The organism is Paenibacillus sp. J31R120 (genome assembly GCF_056269225.1).
This window is the reverse complement of the sequence record NZ_JBWDNN010000001.1, coordinates 1,106,155-1,121,908: the sequence shown is the minus strand read 5'-3', so window position 1 is coordinate 1,121,908 and position 15,754 is coordinate 1,106,155. Positions and strand designations below refer to the sequence as shown.

Below are 15,754 nucleotides of genomic sequence, written 5' to 3'. Positions count from 1 at the left end.
CCGCTTAGAAGACGGTGACATAAATCACAATTAAATGGAAATTTTAATATTTTTTATGAAAATAAATAGTCCAGGTCCGTCAATATTTCCTCTGCCAGCGGGAAGATTAGCTCTTCCTCCATTTCGAAGTGTCCGGTCAGGATCAAGCAGCCTTGCGTCAACTGGTCACAGCCGTCCTTCAACATCTTCATCAGCGTCAAGTCCGGGCGGCCCTTATCCAACATCAGCATACCGATCAACGTGCGGCTCGTTTGCAGGAATGAATCAAAAAATTGCAGCGCCAGCTCATGATCCTTCTCCAGTACCCACAAGGACGGCAAGATGGTTGGTTCGTCCTTCTGCTTGTAGTAACGGGAGAATACAGGGAACAGCTCCTCGTCTTCCCACTTCGCATGGCGCTCCAATACTTGCAGCAGCTCTTCCGCGTGCGCCCGAAGCTCCTTCAACATCTGCAGCGTGCCGTAATCGCCGTTGCTGGCTGCCGTCCTTGCGCTGAGCTCGCCCAGCGAGACACAGCTTGCCTTTAATTGCTCATGCTCCGTCTGAAGTCGAATGGCCAGCTGCATGAATGCGCTTGGCCTTGCAGAATCGTTGGGGTCCAATTTCACTGTTTTAGACGGGGTATGGAACATCATCTCCACCTCCAGTTATAGTTCAATCAGCTCATTGTCCCTTGTAGTATAGAGGCTTCGCGGCGGCGGTGCTGTGAGATATATCACCATTGCGGGACAAAAAAAGAAAGCTTTCGCTTAAGCGGAAGCTTTCTTGGCTAACACAATGTTAAGCATGCGAGGTGACCGGGAATAAGAATGGATTCGAAGGCCAAGGCAACCCAGGCTTGACGAATAACGCGTCGTCCTCTCCATCCAGAGGTTCAACCCGAAGCTCCTTCCATTCCACATCAGGCGTGAAATGAAAATGGACGATTTTCGTCTCCTCATTAATCAAGCTTGCTACTATAGACTCGATATCGATGCTGGTTCTGCTAACTATATCGAATAGATGGAGCTCACTTTCCTCATGCTTGAAAAGAACGATCGCCTCTAGCTTTTCAAAGTAATAGAAGTCGTCAGGGAAAGCTAACGTGCTGTAAAACGTAAGCAAGTGCTCATCCCTTATGACGCCAAGCTTATTCGAGACAGGCACTCTGCTCGCTGCCATGGATTGAAGCAGCTCTTGATCCTCCGCATGTTGGAGATCCAGCCGGCGAATCGGACCTGAAGGTGCCTGCAACTGCCCAAGCGACGTTACCTGTAGCGAGAAGCTGCTCTCCGCCACACGTTGAAAGCCGAATTTGGGATAAAAATCATGTACGGTATCATTGGCGAATAGATAGATGAAGTCGCATTTGTTCTCATAGATGTCTAAGATCCGTTGCATCAGCTTGCCAGATAAGCCCTGATTGCGATAATCAGGATGCGTCATCACGGTGCCGATTTGAATGGCTTGATATATCCTGCCATCCGATACCAGGGTCATCTTGTTAATAGAAGCGTTGGCGATGACTTTGCCTTGGTCTGCATAAGAATAGCACACATACTGGTCATTCCAGCCTCCGTTATCATACCAAGCACGGAAGTCCAATTCGAACACAAGCTTGGCCAGCTCAAAAAAGCTCTCTCGGTAGGTTTCGTTCTCTTTCACATTTTCGATCCATAGATATTGGCTCATCTCAATCCTTCAACTCTTTCATCTGCAATTGTCATGCTTACTCAGGTTATGATCTATCTTCTAGTCCTGTAGATTGTGCACTCTTCCAGTCTTTGTTCCGTAATATCTCCGCTTCATCCCCGGCAAAAGCGGCCATCGCTTCACGGTCATCCATAAGCTGATACCTCATCCATGCTGTCAAATAACCTCTGTGTTTGCCGCCGTCTCCCTCGATGGCGGTATGTGCCGCCCCTTTCGCCATAGCCATCATGACCGGTATGTCTGGATTAGCGTTCTCCAGCGCCAGCTTATTGGATGAGGTCGGCGATACGATAAAGTCCCGGGTTCCCCCCATAATGAAAAATGGAACCTTCAGTGCCGATGTATCATAGATGTCCTCCGGGTCGCACCACTTTAAATCAGGCAATGCAATCGAGACCACGGTACGTATAGCAACCCCGACATCATGATTGGTATGAGCGTTAATAACGCCGGTGGAGCCTTGAGAATGGCCTGCCACCGCAATTTGATCCGGATCGATACGCTTATACAGAGGACTTGCTGAATCGCCATTATGGGCTAGCATATATCTGATTGAATTGGCAATTTCATGACCCGTACCGGTCGTTGTACTATACGTATCTATCACTACAAATCCCCAGGATGCTAAATGGCGGAACAGCTCATCGTAATTGGCAGGCAGCGCCCCTGTCCCGTTGCCCCATGCAATAAGGGGATGTGCCTGTTGCGAGTTTGGCTGGTAATAAATTTTGTACAGCAACGCTCCTTGAGCATCCTTAACCTCCAGCGTATCTACCAGATATTCGCCTGGTGCCGCATACTTGGCCTCAACGGTTCCCTCTGCATAGGATACCGGGGCCGAGTTCGCCAGAAAGTATAGCAACACGGCAAAAGCGATGATTAACACCAAGAGAAAACCTAACGTCCCTCGCACCCATTTGTTTCCTGCGATTTTTTTCAATTGCAGCATCTGCACATCCAGCTCCCTATCTTATGACTCTCTCAAATCCGGTTACAATTGGTTAGATAAATATGGATATAAACAGCTTATCACAGAATACTCGGCTAAAAAAACAACTTTTATATGAACATATATTGATTTAAGAGTCGATATGATAAGATTAGTTCTGGCATTTATTCTTCCGTCGGAGCTGATGACGTGTATATCTACTTTTTTGAGACGCTGCTCTACTTATCCTTCGCCGTTACTGGCGGCTATATCTTGCTCCTGTTCATACCGGATCGCTCCAAGCCGCAATTAATCGTACCGTTCGACCTGTTTCAGTATGGATTATTGGCGATTCCCGTCTTCTCGTTTATGTCCATCTTGCGTACCAGCTTCATTTTGCGTGAATTTGCAGAGACCATGCCTTATTACGAGCTGCTGCTTATTGTGCTGAAAGATTACAAGTACGGAAACGCATGGATTTGGATCTTGATCGGCGGGACGGGCATGTATGTCATCACACAGCTGTTCCAGAAAAAGATTTATCACTTCAAATGGCCGCTTGCCGTGTTGTGGGTGCTGACTGTGCTGGCTCACGGCTGGGCCAGCCACCCTGCCGGCTTCTCCAGTTGGGGCTTTGTCTACCAATCTGTACACGTTGGAGCCGTATCGGTCTGGTTGGGCGTCTTGATTTTGGTCGCCTGGTATACGAAAGGAGCTTTGAACTGGAAGCCTTTCGTCCGTTGGTACACGCCGATGGCTATCGGAAGCATGATTCTGATCCTCATTGCCGGATTCGCCATGATGTACATTTTGGTGGACGGCTATATTCGTTCGTGGGGAATCAATTATGGCGAAGCGCTTCTGCTCAAGCACCTTGTCTTTCTGCCGCTCCTGCTGCTCGCCTTTATGAACGGCTTTCTATCGAAAGTGACGGATCAGGGCACGAATGAGCGTAAGCTGATCTGGTGGCTGCGGGCAGAGACTGTTATCGCCGTCGCTATTCTGGCTATAACCGCGTACATGGGCATGCAAGAGCCTCCGCATGAAGGTGAATTCGAAGATCCCGCACCTTCCCTCCTGTTCACCTGGCTGCACGGCGATGTGTCGCTGATGTCTATGCGCTGGCACTGGAGCCTTCCTTCTCTCGCCCTTCTCGCCGTGGGAGTCGCGGCATTAAGCTTGCTTATCCTGAGCTATAAAAACAACCGCCGCGGTTCGTTCATCTGGCTCGCTGCCGTTGCGGTTCTCTGTCCGTTCATAGGTCTGCTGCTAGCTGTCTATTAAGGGGACAAATCGTATTGATGGTGGTCGCTTCACCCTATCCAAGTGGTCATAACGGCAAAAAACTTCCGCGCAGCTATGCGCGGAAGTTTTCTTGTGTCAGCCATTCGGCCAGCTCATGCTCGGATAGAACGGTGTAGCCTTCCCGTCTTAACAGCGCTGTCGTCACGCCGTCTCCCGGCTGCTTAACGTTGCGGAACATCCCGTCATAGATAAAGGAGCTGCCGCAGGAGGGGCTGCTTTCCTTCAGGACAACATGTGTCGCGCCATGCCGCTTGGCAAGCTCCAGCGTCGCCAGCGCTCCCTTCACATATAGCTCGGTCACGTCTCGGCCCGACTTCTCGATGACCTTGGCGTTTCCTTGCCACACATCCTCGCCAAGACCGCCTTCAATCTCTGCCGGCTCCCTCGGAGTCGCAAAGCCGCCAAGCAGTTCAGGACAGACGGTCACCGCCGTCCCCTCAGTTACCAAGGTCTGGATCGTAGCGTCCAGCGCATCCGTTCCGTTGTATCGTACCTTCATGCCTGCCAAGCAGGAGCTAACTAATAGTTTCATTACTTATGTCCTTTCGACAGCCTCGGATTCCTCTTACAAAAACAGCTTCATGCCTTCGTGGCTGGCCACAAAGCCTAACCGGTCATAGAACCGGTGAGCGTCGCTTCGCGTCTTGTCCGTTGTCAGCTGTACCAATTGGCAGTTCTCTTGCCTTGCCCGTTCAATCGCTTCCTTCATCATCGCTTGTCCGATGCCTTGTCCCCGATAAGCCCGGTCAACCCGAACAGCCTCTATAATAGCTCGTCTCATGCCTTGTCTGCCTAAACCAGGGATAATCACAAGCTGGAGACAGCCCAATACTGCGTCCCCTTCTACTGCGAGCAAAATATGGTTGCCGCCTTGCGCTTCCATATCTGCGAATGCCTCGTAATAAACCTCTGGCAGCGGGTCTTCGTACCGCTCCCGCTTTGATCCCAGCTCATCATCGGCTAAGAGGCGAACAATCTCCCGCACATCTTCCTTCCCTGCTTTTCGAAATTTCAACGACATCCTCTCCTTCTTCTCGCTGCACATGCTGTTCCGTTCATTTCACTTCGAACTCTATCGTACCACAACGATTCACTTAATGCCTCTAACGCCAGGCAGGAGATTTCATTTCTTCTAATGGGCTGATATCAAATAAAACGTATAATGAGTCATGATGTCATCCTCAAAAAATACTCTCAAAAACGGAAAACCGCCTTCAACAACTAGCGTTATTTCATTACCAGCTTCATATTCCGTCACATATCCCGTTAATGCATATTCTAATTGCTCATATTCATTGTCAACATCTCCATAAAAAAAGCCAAGGGGATCGGATTTCCAATCCTTATCCTGAGGGAATAATGTCATCACTTCCTCAAATGAATCACCTACCCGCAAACCTCGCGGACCAGATATATCCCCAAAAACATCTACGACAGCTGGCGTTAGCGTTTTAAACCAATCCAAGTAAGTATACGATATGTTTTCATCGGAATAGACCGTCGTACTGGCTATTTCATTCACTTCCTTCTCCAACACTTCTGCCTCCATCTGTTCCTTGGTCCAATCCGCTCTCAGCAGTTCGAATTGAAGCATCTCTGCTTCTGTAAAAACAGGCAGATCCGGCTGACTGCTCGGCATTGGCAGTGCCGATTCCAAAGATATTGTTGTATTGGATGGAGTAGGTGAATGTGGAATATTGATTTCAGTTTCAGGGTCAGCGCATCCTGCGAGCAGTATAATTAGAAAACCGTAGAGCAACTTTTTCATTATCATCATTAACCTCTTTTCCTTCATTTCTGCATCAGCCTGCATTTATAATGCTTTTCATGGACTCCAAATCACCTTCTTGCAGTTCAAACCAGGTTTCCTGCTCCCCATCGAGAAGCTGTGCGTGGTTCCGGTAAAGATGAAGCTTAATTTCCTCGCCGTAATAGTAAAACGTGAATGCCATCTCGAGCATTGCCGGATCAACAGGCTTTTCAACAGGCTTTTCAACAGGCTTTTCAACAGGCTTTTCAACAGGCTTTTCAACAGGCTTTTCAACAGCCTTATTTTCCAAGTAAAAGAATGCCTTTGCCATAGCCAATATCCTGCCGGGATTGGTGAGATAGACATCTGCGTCCACTCTCATAAGCCCACTGTCGATCATCTTCAAGGTCGTTGATTGCTCGGCTGGGACATACTGCGGCCGGTGCATAAAAGCTTTTGCTAATGGATAGACGTCTGAGCTTGCTACAAAATACTCGTTGGGATACATCTCCTCGAATTGAATGATGTTGCGCTGGATGATTCGTGCGCGTACAACTCCCTGATCGGTGGTCAGCACTAACTCTACCGGCTCGACATCAGGCATTGGCGGGCTGCCTGGTTGTATCGTTGACTGCACAGCAAATAAATGCGACACAGAAGATAGAACATCGGAATCCGTTATGAAAACGGAGCCTAGTTCATCTCTTATCTCGATTTTCTCCATTTCGGGAAGGTTCGCCAAAAATGCCAGCTTCGGATATTGCTCCGTTACGGAGGGCGATGCTTGATTCGCTTCGAGCTTTGCCTTCCATGCCGCGGCATTCTTCTCGGACGCACGGAGCTCCGCTTGCAACTGTTCAAGCTGTGCGCGTAATCGTGTTGATTCCGTCTCCAGCAGCGATTCTTTTGTAACCGATACTTCACGCCCATAAGTACAACCGGATATCAACAATCCGATTAACATGACAGCCATGATCCATTGACGCCTCAACTACTACGCCTCCCATCGTCCCGTTCCACTTACATCTTATACCAATAAACTCAAAGAGAGGATAAAAGGTTGCATCTCGCAGCCTTCACATTTAAATAAAAAAGGCTGTCGAACTGATGTCCGGCAACCTGCGAATATAGAGAATATATACGTAAAGGCTGATGATCCAATAGATCACCAGCCTTCACAGATCAGATTATAGATGAGAAAACTTGGAGAACATCTTGCCGTACCGCTTCTCAAGACCTTGGGATACCAGATGGAACCCAAGGATCAATACAACATAAGCAGCCAGAGGCACATAGAAGATCCACTGATTAGCGTAGAAGTTCATTCGGTTCTGGCCAATTAGCCCACTCCATTCGTTCGTGCGGCTGTAGTATTCCAACGGATCGGGATACATTGTTGTACCGCCAACGAATATATGGAAGATTGCCAGCTGTCCGAACAACGTCAAAATAAGTATGATCTCTTGCACAATCAATATAAGGAAGCTTTCCTTCAGATGCGGGAGCAGGTGGGAGCGAATAATTTTCCAGCCTCCCGCGCCAAGCGATTCGGAAGCCTGAACGAACTGCTTCTCGCGAATAACCATTGTCTTTTCCTTTATAGTCGAAGCCACAGACGGCACGCCGATGACAAGCAGTACAACCGCTAGCAGCATCGACATCATAAATGAAGATGCATTCGGATTAATGGAGATGCCAATCATAATCAGCCATACAATTAGAAAGATCGGAATCCCATTCAGCATACTCCAGAACGAATTGCCTTTTTTCTCCGTGCCCTGCTTGCCGTAATAGCCCAGCATCAACCCCATTAATCCGCCAATGACGACCCGTGCGACTGCAATGCCAATCGCCAGGAAGATGGTATACTTGGCGCCATGCAAGAGCTTCGTCAAGAGATCATAACCGTTCTTATCTGTTCCCAGCGGGTATTCTGCGCTTGGAGCAACGGGAGGCGCAATGACCATGCCTTCCCCATCCTCGCCCACTATGTATTCAATTTTTAGCTGATCCTCCAGCCCGTGCGGAGCAAGAAGCGGACCGAAGAGACCGATGAAGATCATTATTCCAGTAATGATCAAGCCTGCAAGCAACGTCTTGTTCATCGCTCGAACACCTTCCCCAATGCAAATAAACAGACTCTCAATAAGCTGTAGCCTAGCCCATAGAGGAGAAGGAATGACAACAATCCGTTTACGACGATGTCATATTGATACTCTCCTCCAACGAAGGCATGAGCGAAGATAAGCATCGACACGCCTTTATTGTTGAACAGGTATTCCACGATAAACAGATTGCCCATCACAATGCCCATTAGCTTATGCAGATCCCCCTTCACATAAGGCAGCACATTCGGCAGGCCGTGATAAAAAATGATATACAGCTTGCCCAAGCCCTTCGCTTTCGCATTGCTAATGTAATCTTCCGTTAGCGTCAGCTTCATCTGCATGGCCACATTGCGCAGCATATAATTTGCCGGAATAATAATCATCGCCAGAAGCGGAAGCACGACTGCCGGATCATCTGCACTTAATGTCGCTACATCGAACAAGACAACGCCGGTTTCTTTGGCAATAAGCACAATGATAAATTGCAAGAGCAGCACGATTACAAAATCAGGCAGCGCTCCGACAAAATCGGCAAGGCTCTTCGCCCACCCCGCCTTCGAGACGGCAAAATAGATTCCGACGAATATGCCGATCAATGAACCCAGAATGCTTGCAGCCGTCACATAATAAAATGAAGTAAGAAAATAGCTGCCGATGCGATCCCAGAAGTGATGTTCGTTTTTGCCCGAATAATAGGTGAATGATTCCCCTGTTCCTAGACCCGCAACGTATGCCTTGAAGCTCTGGAAGCCTTGTCCCCATGAAAATTGCAGCCCGCCGTCGCCGGAACCGAAGTGAAGCACGACTGGCATCATGGCGAATAGACATACGAACAGGATTATGCCCGGAATAATAATCGTCATCTGTGCCGTTTTCGGCATAGCAAATGTCCCTTCTCTCTCTACTATCATTTGGATGCATTTATTATAGCTGTAACCTTGACTCTTTCATAAGTCCAAAATTTTGCAGAAAATAACAACCGCCTAAGCTTCTCAACTGTAGACGGTTTTCTAGCGGATAGTCCACTCAAAAAAAAGGAACATATTAGACCTAATCCTTGTCTTGTGCGTGTATTTATCTATAAAGGAGTTGATCAAATGTACGTATTTATTGGTTTGATCTTTATTGCATTTGGCATCCTTTATCTCGTCAAACCGGATTTTGCATGGTATATCAATGAAAGCTGGAAGGTGAAAGACGACTCGGAGCCTAGTCAAGGCTATCTGATGATGACCCGATCTGGCGGTATTGTTCTTATCATCGTCGGCACGATTTTTCTGATAGGCGGCATAGTCTAACAAGCTGTCGAGATTCTAGCTATTGCTGTCCTCGCGGGTGCGCAGCTTCAGATGAAGCAGCGGATAAGGCTTTCCCGAACCGTCCAGCGGCGAGCGGCCGATCTGCTCGAAGCCGAATCTGATATAAAACGCGTGGGCGCCTTCATTCTGTTCATTCACATCAACTTCCAAATCAGTGCCCTTTAATTCAATGGCATGGGTAAGCAGAGCCTTGCCAATTCCCTGTCCATGGCTTTGAGGATCGACAAACAGCATCTCGACCTTCTTGTCGTCAAGACCGATAAAGCCTAGCGGACTCCCGGCTTGATCAACCACCGTCCAGATCTCCACAGCGGCTAGGACTCCTCCGCTTACCATGGTGTAAAAGAACGCAATATCTTCCTCCGTCAGGAAATGATGCGTCGCGCGGACGGACCGGTGCCAGATGTCGACCAACTGGTCGTGCATGTTGCTTCGATAAGCTACAATTTTATAAGTCATATGGTGTGTCCCCTTTTTACCAATTACATTTATATTGTCGTTAATGTCGTTAACGTTTATCTATGAATCGAGCCGGGAGTTGGTTGCTATAATCACAATCCGGAACGTTATGACCGACACGCACAAACTAAAACGAAGTGGGACTGCCGTATCGAACCAGCACATGCCAGAGCAATTTCAGCTCTTGCAGCATGTCCTTGGCGCTACCCCGATCGCTCCATGCATCGGGATGCCTAACAACCTCCGCTGCCGCCGCTCCGATGGCATGCGCATCGACCCTTCCGTTCACCGCAATTCTTTGGGCCAAGGACGGCATCGCCGGTCCTCGGAAATTAGAGGGTACATCCGCAGCCTTCAGTGAAAATCCCATGTGCCAATACAGCCTGATGTCATATAGGCGGCATATGCGCTCCAGCAGCTCACCCGTCTTCGTACCCTTAAAGGATGGGTCGGCGACAAGCGCCTCCGCATCTTCTTTCAATAAAACGGACCCATGTACTTGCGCTTCAATATAGTGATTCAAATTGCGCATGGCGGGTCTCTTCGACGGTTCGATAAATGGAAGGCCAAGCTTGTGAATCAGATGCTCCACCAGCTTGCCAGGTGTCAATTCTCTCTCCCCCAAGGCACACTCGTTATGAAAGGCATCCTTCAACAAAGCGGCCAATACCATATTGAATTGTTCGCAAGTCCCCTTCTCCTCCGGCTCCTGATGCGAATCCATATACGTGAACGTGCAGCGGCAGGTAACATTCGGCCGCAATAGAAAATAACATGAGCCGAATCGGGGAGCTGGACCGTCGGGATGAAGCATCAGGTTTAGCGCTCCATACTTAGGTCGATCAGCATTCGTCGTCCCCACCGTCTGGTAAGCCCCTCCGAACAGACGCTCCTCCCATATGTCCCTTTGGCCGCCAGGATAGGCGGATACACTCCCATTCGATAGAAGCGTCTCGAACTGACTCTTATAGACGCCTTCCTCCAGCAGCGCTTCCGCAATACTCTTCATGGCCGGATTCAGCCGGTCGGGATGAAAATGCAAGGCGACACGCGCATGTTGATTTATACTCGCCACTGCTTGCTCCAGCGTCTCGCCGGGTATATTGGACATCGCAAGAACTTCTTTTATGAGCAACTCCGCTTCGCCCTTGCGGGATTGCGCGTATGCGGCAATATGATCGATTGCCAGCTGCTGCGCTGGCGTTAAGCAATGGGACATGTTGGTCTCTCCTATTCTTGCTGAGCTAACCCATGAAATGGATTAAATCATATTACCACAATAGCCGTTTTCGTGTGAAGGATGAGATAAAGCTATCATTATTTACGGTTAAAAGGAAATAAAAAAAGGAACAGAACGCCCAAGCGTCTGCTCCTCTATATGAACCCTATCCAATCGTTCTCTTTATCTGATGAATAGAACTTGTATTATGCCTGTACGGCATGCTTCTCGCGAGCAATCTGGGTAGCTTCTACCATGTTGCGCAAGGATGCTACTGTCTCTTCCTGGCCGCGTGTCTTCAGACCGCAGTCCGGGTTGATCCAGAACAGCTTCGGATCAAGTACGCGCAGCGCGCGGTCGATCATATTGGTCATCTCGCCAACACCAGGAACGCGCGGGCTGTGAATGTCGTATACGCCAAGACCGATGCCCAGCTCATACGTGTTCTCCTCGAAGCTGTGAATCAGCTCGCCATGGCTGCGGGAAGTCTCGATGGAGATAACGTCCGCATCCATCGCTTCGATAGAACCGATCATGTCATGGAATTCGCAATAGCACATATGCGTATGAATTTGTGTCTCAGGCTGTACTGTAGCCGTCGTCAAGCGGAATGCCTTGACCGACCATGCCAAGTAAGCGGCCTGATCCTCTTCTTTCAGCGGCAAGCCTTCACGGACAGCCGGCTCATCCACCTGGATCATGCCGATGCCTGCTTGCTCAAGCGCTTCTACTTCTTGTCTAAGCGCATAAGCCAGCTGATAAGCAATCTGCTCGCGTGTAATATCGTCTCGTACGAACGACCAGTTCATGATCGTAATCGGACCTGTAAGCATGCCTTTGACAGGGCGCGCTGTCTTCGATTGCGCATACTTCGTCTCTTCAACGGTCATCGCTTGCTCGAATGCCACATCACCGAAGATGATTGGCGGCTTCACGCAGCGGGAGCCATAGGATTGAACCCAGCCATATTGCGTGAACGCAAAGCCGGCCAGCTTCTCACCGAAGAATTCTACCATATCTGTACGCTCAAACTCGCCGTGCACCAGAACGTCAAGTCCGATTTCCTCTTGAAGCTTAATCCAAAGGTCGATTTGCTCTTGGATAAATGCTTCGTATTGAGCCTCGCTCCATTCTCCCTTACGCCACAGCTGACGAGCTTTGCGAACCTCTGCGGATTGCGGGAAGCTGCCGATCGTTGTCGTAGGCAGAATAGGAAGCTGCCACTTGTTCTGCTGCGCAACATGACGCTCCGCGAACGGCACACGGCTTGGCTCGCCTGCGCTAATGGCCGCAACTGCTTGCTTCACATCATTGCGGTTGCGCTGGCTGGACTCACTAAGGGCAAGTAAATCTTTGTCGCATTGTGCGATTTCCCCGGCAATTGAAGCTTCTCCGGAAGTCAAAGCTTTCGTCAGCAATACAAGCTCGACTAGCTTCTCGTCTGCAAAAGCAAGGGCGCCTTTCAGCTCAGGCAGAAGCTTCGCTTCCTTGCTTACCGTTACCGGCACATGCAGCAAGCTGCAAGAGGATTGTACGATCAATCGGTCTGGGGACACGAGTCCAGCCAGCTCCTGTGCCAGTGCCAGCTTCTCGCGAAGCGACGCTTTCCAAATGCCGCGGCCGTCGATAATGCCGGCACCCAGCACCTTGTCCGACGGGAAGCCGAACTGCTTGATCGCTGCAAGATTGCCCTTCAAGCCGTGCACGAAGTCAAGGCCAATGCCTTGAACCGGAAGCTGAACGATCGCTTCATAGTTGTCGACCGATTCGAAGTAGGTTTGCAGCAAAATGTTCAAACCAGGAACAGCCCTGTTGATCGTCTCATAAATGCTGCTAAGACGCTGAATATCCGCCTCATCCACATTTGTAACCAGAATCGGCTCATCGATCTGAACCCACTGTACGCCTTCCTGCGCCAGCTCTGTCAGAACTTGCAGATACAGCGGAACCAAGCGATCCAACCATGCGTCTGTCTCGGAAGCTTCATAACCTTTCGACAGCTTCAGGAAGGTAAGCGGGCCTACAATGACCGGCTTGCCTTCAATGCCCAGCTTCTCCTTCGCTTCACGGTAAGCGTTCAGCGGCTTGTTCTCCGTCAGGGCAGGCGTAGCGCCATCCAGCTCAGGCACAATATAATGATAGTTCGTATTGAACCATTTCGTCATTTCACTTGCAGTCGCTTCCTTCGTACCACGAGCCATGCCGTAGTATACCGAAAGCGGTACAGCGCCGCCCTCGTAAGGGAATCTCTTCGGCACAATGCCGAACATTGCCGCTGTATCCAGGATATGATCATAATAGCTGAAGTCATTTACTGGAATAAGGTCGATGCCTTGTTCCTTCTGCTTGCGCAGGTGATTCAACCGGATATCTTGAAGCTGGCTCTCGAATGCCGATTCCTCCAGCTTGCCTCCCCAGAATGCCTCAAGCGCCTTCTTCCACTCACGATCCGCTCCGATGCGCGGATATCCCAATACACTGCTCTTCACCATTCTCGCAACACCCCTAAATGAATTGTTACAAGAAAGATAACATGGATTTATGGATATAGCATAACTGGATTATACTATGACTAGTTATAGCCAATAGCTATAACAAAGCGCATAGGGGTTGACAGCCCCGTTAGCGAATGGCTATTGCCCTATTGCTTGCTTCAGCGCCTCGACATATGACGTGCCTAGCTTGGACAAAGCTACGTTCTTATGGGATATCCAACCTACATTAATGCTTTCATTGACATCCAGCGGGACCGGGATAATCTCGTTGCCATTCAGATCGGAGCTGAGCACGCCTGTAGAGATCGTATATCCGTTCAAGCCAATGAGAAGGTTGAACAGCGTCGCCCTGTCGTTCACCCGAATGCTCTTCTTATGAATCAGTGTACTTAGAATTTCCTCGGAAAAGTGGAACGAGTTATATTCGCCTTGATCGAATGACAGATTCGGGTAAGGCTGCAGATCTTCTATTTTAACGCTGGATTGTTTTGCTAACGGATTTTTAATGCTGACAAAAATATGCGGCTTCGCCGTGAACAGGCTGGTGAACTGAAGATTGGCCGACTTCAGCAGCTTGTTGATTACTTTCCCGTTAAACTCATTCAAATACAGAATGCCGATCTCGCTGCGCATGCTCTTGACGTCCTCGATAATCTCATAGGTTTTGGTCTCGCGCAGAGCCAGCTCGTATTCGTCCTGGCCGTACTCCTGCACCAAGCTTACGAATGCATTAACAGCAAAGGCATAGTGCTGGGTGGATACCGAGAAGTGCTGCGGAGAAGGCTTCGCATTCAGATAGCGGCTCTCTAGCAATTCGGCTTGCTCCACCACCTGCCGGGCATAGCTGAGAAATTCCGCGCCTTCCTTGGAGAGCGAGATGCCTTTATTGGTACGCTCGAAGATCGAAATGTTCATTTCCTCTTCCAGATCCTTAATCGCATTGGACAAGCTGGGCTGGGAGATGAACAGCCGCTTGGCCGCTTCATTAATGGAGCCTCGATTGGCCACTTCTATCACATATTTCAACTGCTGCAGAGTCAAAGAATAGGCCTCCTCTTTTCGTGCGTATGCCATGAACTTATATGTCTCCTATTATACCTAATAACAGACGCAACAGACGATCCCCTTTCATTCGCAATCAAAAAAACCGCGATCACTCGCGGTTCATTGCAGGATGGGACGACGAATAGGGCGGAATTTGCGACTTGCTTCCATTCCAGAAGTCAGGGCTTATGACCTAGAAGAGAGAACTGCCCTTCTCAATACCCGTTGCCAAGGGACACTACATTTCGGGCATGCTCCAATGCTTCCTCAATCCCAAGTTAATTCACATTACTTTACATGAAGCGAATGGAACCGTCAAGCCGCACGACAGAATGATCGAGGGGCTTCGTATGATTGCCCTCTGTTAGCCTTTTGCGGTCTCAATAATGATCTTATAGACGGTCGTCAACGCATCTTGTGCATCATAGCGATTCATGCTGCGTAGATAGGTTTGTTTGTTGCGGGAGATGTCTTGCACGGATGCCAGCAGCGATTCCGAATTTAGTTTCTCTTCAAGCAGCACTTTGCAATACCCGCTTCGCTCGAACGATGCCGCATTCAGAAGCTGATCGCCTCTGCTCTGTTGCTTGGTAAGCGGAATAAGAAGCATCGGCTTCCTTAAAGATAGAAACTCAAAGATCGAATTGGAGCCTGCCCGCGAAATAACAAAATCGCTCATGGCCAATATATCGGGCAGTTGCTCATTCACATATTCATATTGGCGATACTCCGAACTCACAACCTTCTGATCCAGTTGGCCCTTCCCGCATATATGAATGATCTGATACGCCTTCGTTAGCTCTGGCAAGGCTTGGCGCACAGCTTCATTGATTCGCCGGGCCCCCAGACTCCCGCCCATAATTAGAAGCGACGGCTTACCGTTATCCGGCAGTCCGGTGAACGACCGTCCGCGCTCCGCGCAGCCTTTCTTTAAACTCTCGCGGATTACAGCTCCTACATAACGGCTCTTCTTCTCTCCGATCGCCTGCGCAGTCTCCGGAAAGGTCGTGCATATGACCGTAGCGAACGGGCTGGCCAGCCTGTTCGCAAGTCCCGGGGTAATATCAGATTCATGAATAATCACAGGTACTTTATTCATCCATGCCGCCATGACAACCGGCACGGAGACGAACCCGCCTTTGGAGAACACAACATCGGGCTTTTCCTGTTTTATAATCCGGTAGGCTTGGAAGATACCTTTGACTACTCGGAACGGGTCCTTCACGTTTTGCCAGGATAGATACCTTCTAAGCTTGCCTGTGGATATAGGATAATAGCTGACCTGCGGAAGCTCGGAGACAAGCCGTCTTTCAATGCCGTCACTCGACCCGATATAGGTTGTAGACCAGCCCTTCTCCGCAAGCTTCGGTATTAAAGCGATGTTCACAGTGACGTGGCCCGCAGACCCGCCCCCTGTAAAAATAATATTTTTCAT

16 protein-coding genes are annotated in these 15,754 nt (G+C 49.3%); 2 read left to right on the top strand and 14 right to left on the bottom strand.

Annotation, left to right across the window (positions count from 1 at the left end; all coding sequences use genetic code 11):
• Positions 1 to 53 precede the first annotated feature (53 nt).
• The 3 genes from AC0YNW_RS05155 to AC0YNW_RS05145 form a co-directional block, all read right to left on the bottom strand.
• A complete protein-coding gene (locus AC0YNW_RS05155) occupies positions 54 to 635 on the bottom strand; it encodes a hemerythrin domain-containing protein (protein ID WP_475831004.1) in 582 nt (193 codons plus the stop codon).
• A gap of 145 nt (positions 636 to 780) precedes the next feature.
• Positions 781 to 1,671 (bottom strand): GNAT family N-acetyltransferase, encoded by an 891-nt coding sequence (locus AC0YNW_RS05150; protein ID WP_475831003.1) that lies wholly within the window; start codon positions 1,669 to 1,671, stop codon positions 781 to 783.
• 46 nt (positions 1,672 to 1,717) lie between these two features.
• Positions 1,718 to 2,641 carry a poly(ethylene terephthalate) hydrolase family protein gene (locus AC0YNW_RS05145; RefSeq protein WP_475831002.1) on the bottom strand — a complete coding sequence of 308 codons (924 nt, stop codon included), beginning with the start codon at positions 2,639 to 2,641 and terminating at the stop codon, positions 1,718 to 1,720.
• Positions 2,642 to 2,830: 189 nt separating this feature from the next.
• Between AC0YNW_RS05145 and AC0YNW_RS05140 the strand changes: the two genes are divergently transcribed.
• Positions 2,831 to 3,904: a copper resistance D family protein gene (locus AC0YNW_RS05140; protein ID WP_475831001.1), complete on the top strand. Its 1,074-nt coding sequence runs from the start codon at positions 2,831 to 2,833 to the stop codon at positions 3,902 to 3,904.
• Between the two features lie 73 nt (positions 3,905 to 3,977).
• Here AC0YNW_RS05140 and AC0YNW_RS05135 read toward each other — a convergent pair whose 3' ends face one another.
• From AC0YNW_RS05135 to AC0YNW_RS05110, 6 genes are all read right to left on the bottom strand, one after another.
• Complete coding sequence (locus AC0YNW_RS05135; protein ID WP_475831000.1) at positions 3,978 to 4,457, bottom strand: 2-thiouracil desulfurase family protein; 480 nt, start codon at positions 4,455 to 4,457, stop codon at positions 3,978 to 3,980.
• Between the two features lie 33 nt (positions 4,458 to 4,490).
• Positions 4,491 to 4,946: a GNAT family N-acetyltransferase gene (locus tag AC0YNW_RS05130; RefSeq protein ID WP_475830999.1), complete on the bottom strand. Its 456-nt coding sequence runs from the start codon at positions 4,944 to 4,946 to the stop codon at positions 4,491 to 4,493.
• A 111-nt stretch (positions 4,947 to 5,057) separates the two neighbouring features.
• The gene (locus AC0YNW_RS05125) at positions 5,058 to 5,693 is read right to left on the bottom strand and encodes a hypothetical protein (protein WP_475830998.1); all 636 of its coding nucleotides are present in this window, start codon (positions 5,691 to 5,693) and stop codon (positions 5,058 to 5,060) included.
• Between the two features lie 34 nt (positions 5,694 to 5,727).
• Entirely contained in the window at positions 5,728 to 6,666 is a 939-nt protein-coding gene (locus AC0YNW_RS05120; protein ID WP_475830997.1) for a hypothetical protein, read from the bottom strand.
• Positions 6,667 to 6,862: 196 nt separating this feature from the next.
• Complete coding sequence (locus AC0YNW_RS05115) at positions 6,863 to 7,780, bottom strand: ABC transporter permease (RefSeq protein WP_475830996.1); 918 nt, start codon at positions 7,778 to 7,780, stop codon at positions 6,863 to 6,865.
• A complete protein-coding gene (locus AC0YNW_RS05110) occupies positions 7,777 to 8,664 on the bottom strand; it encodes an ABC transporter permease subunit (protein ID WP_475830995.1) in 888 nt (295 codons plus the stop codon). Before AC0YNW_RS05110 ends, AC0YNW_RS05115 begins: the two co-directional genes overlap by 4 nt.
• Positions 8,665 to 8,880: 216 nt before the next feature.
• On the opposite strand from AC0YNW_RS05110, the gene AC0YNW_RS05105 reads away from it, so the two are divergent.
• Entirely contained in the window at positions 8,881 to 9,081 is a 201-nt protein-coding gene (locus tag AC0YNW_RS05105; RefSeq protein ID WP_387475110.1) for a DUF6199 family natural product biosynthesis protein, read from the top strand.
• Between the two features lie 15 nt (positions 9,082 to 9,096).
• Here the strand turns inward: AC0YNW_RS05105 and AC0YNW_RS05100 are convergent, their stop codons facing one another.
• The 5 genes from AC0YNW_RS05100 to AC0YNW_RS05080 form a co-directional block, all read right to left on the bottom strand.
• The gene (locus AC0YNW_RS05100; RefSeq protein WP_475830994.1) at positions 9,097 to 9,561 is read right to left on the bottom strand and encodes an acetyltransferase; all 465 of its coding nucleotides are present in this window, start codon (positions 9,559 to 9,561) and stop codon (positions 9,097 to 9,099) included.
• A gap of 127 nt (positions 9,562 to 9,688) precedes the next feature.
• A complete protein-coding gene (locus AC0YNW_RS05095) occupies positions 9,689 to 10,780 on the bottom strand; it encodes a DUF3626 domain-containing protein (RefSeq protein WP_475830993.1) in 1,092 nt (363 codons plus the stop codon).
• A gap of 206 nt (positions 10,781 to 10,986) precedes the next feature.
• The gene (metE, locus tag AC0YNW_RS05090; RefSeq protein ID WP_475830992.1) at positions 10,987 to 13,272 is read right to left on the bottom strand and encodes a 5-methyltetrahydropteroyltriglutamate--homocysteine S-methyltransferase; all 2,286 of its coding nucleotides are present in this window, start codon (positions 13,270 to 13,272) and stop codon (positions 10,987 to 10,989) included.
• A gap of 141 nt (positions 13,273 to 13,413) precedes the next feature.
• Complete coding sequence (locus AC0YNW_RS05085) at positions 13,414 to 14,316, bottom strand: LysR family transcriptional regulator (RefSeq protein ID WP_387475102.1); 903 nt, start codon at positions 14,314 to 14,316, stop codon at positions 13,414 to 13,416.
• A 367-nt stretch (positions 14,317 to 14,683) separates the two neighbouring features.
• Positions 14,684 to 15,754, bottom strand: a complete 1,071-nt coding sequence (locus AC0YNW_RS05080; RefSeq protein ID WP_475830991.1) for an undecaprenyldiphospho-muramoylpentapeptide beta-N-acetylglucosaminyltransferase — start codon at positions 15,752 to 15,754, stop codon at positions 14,684 to 14,686.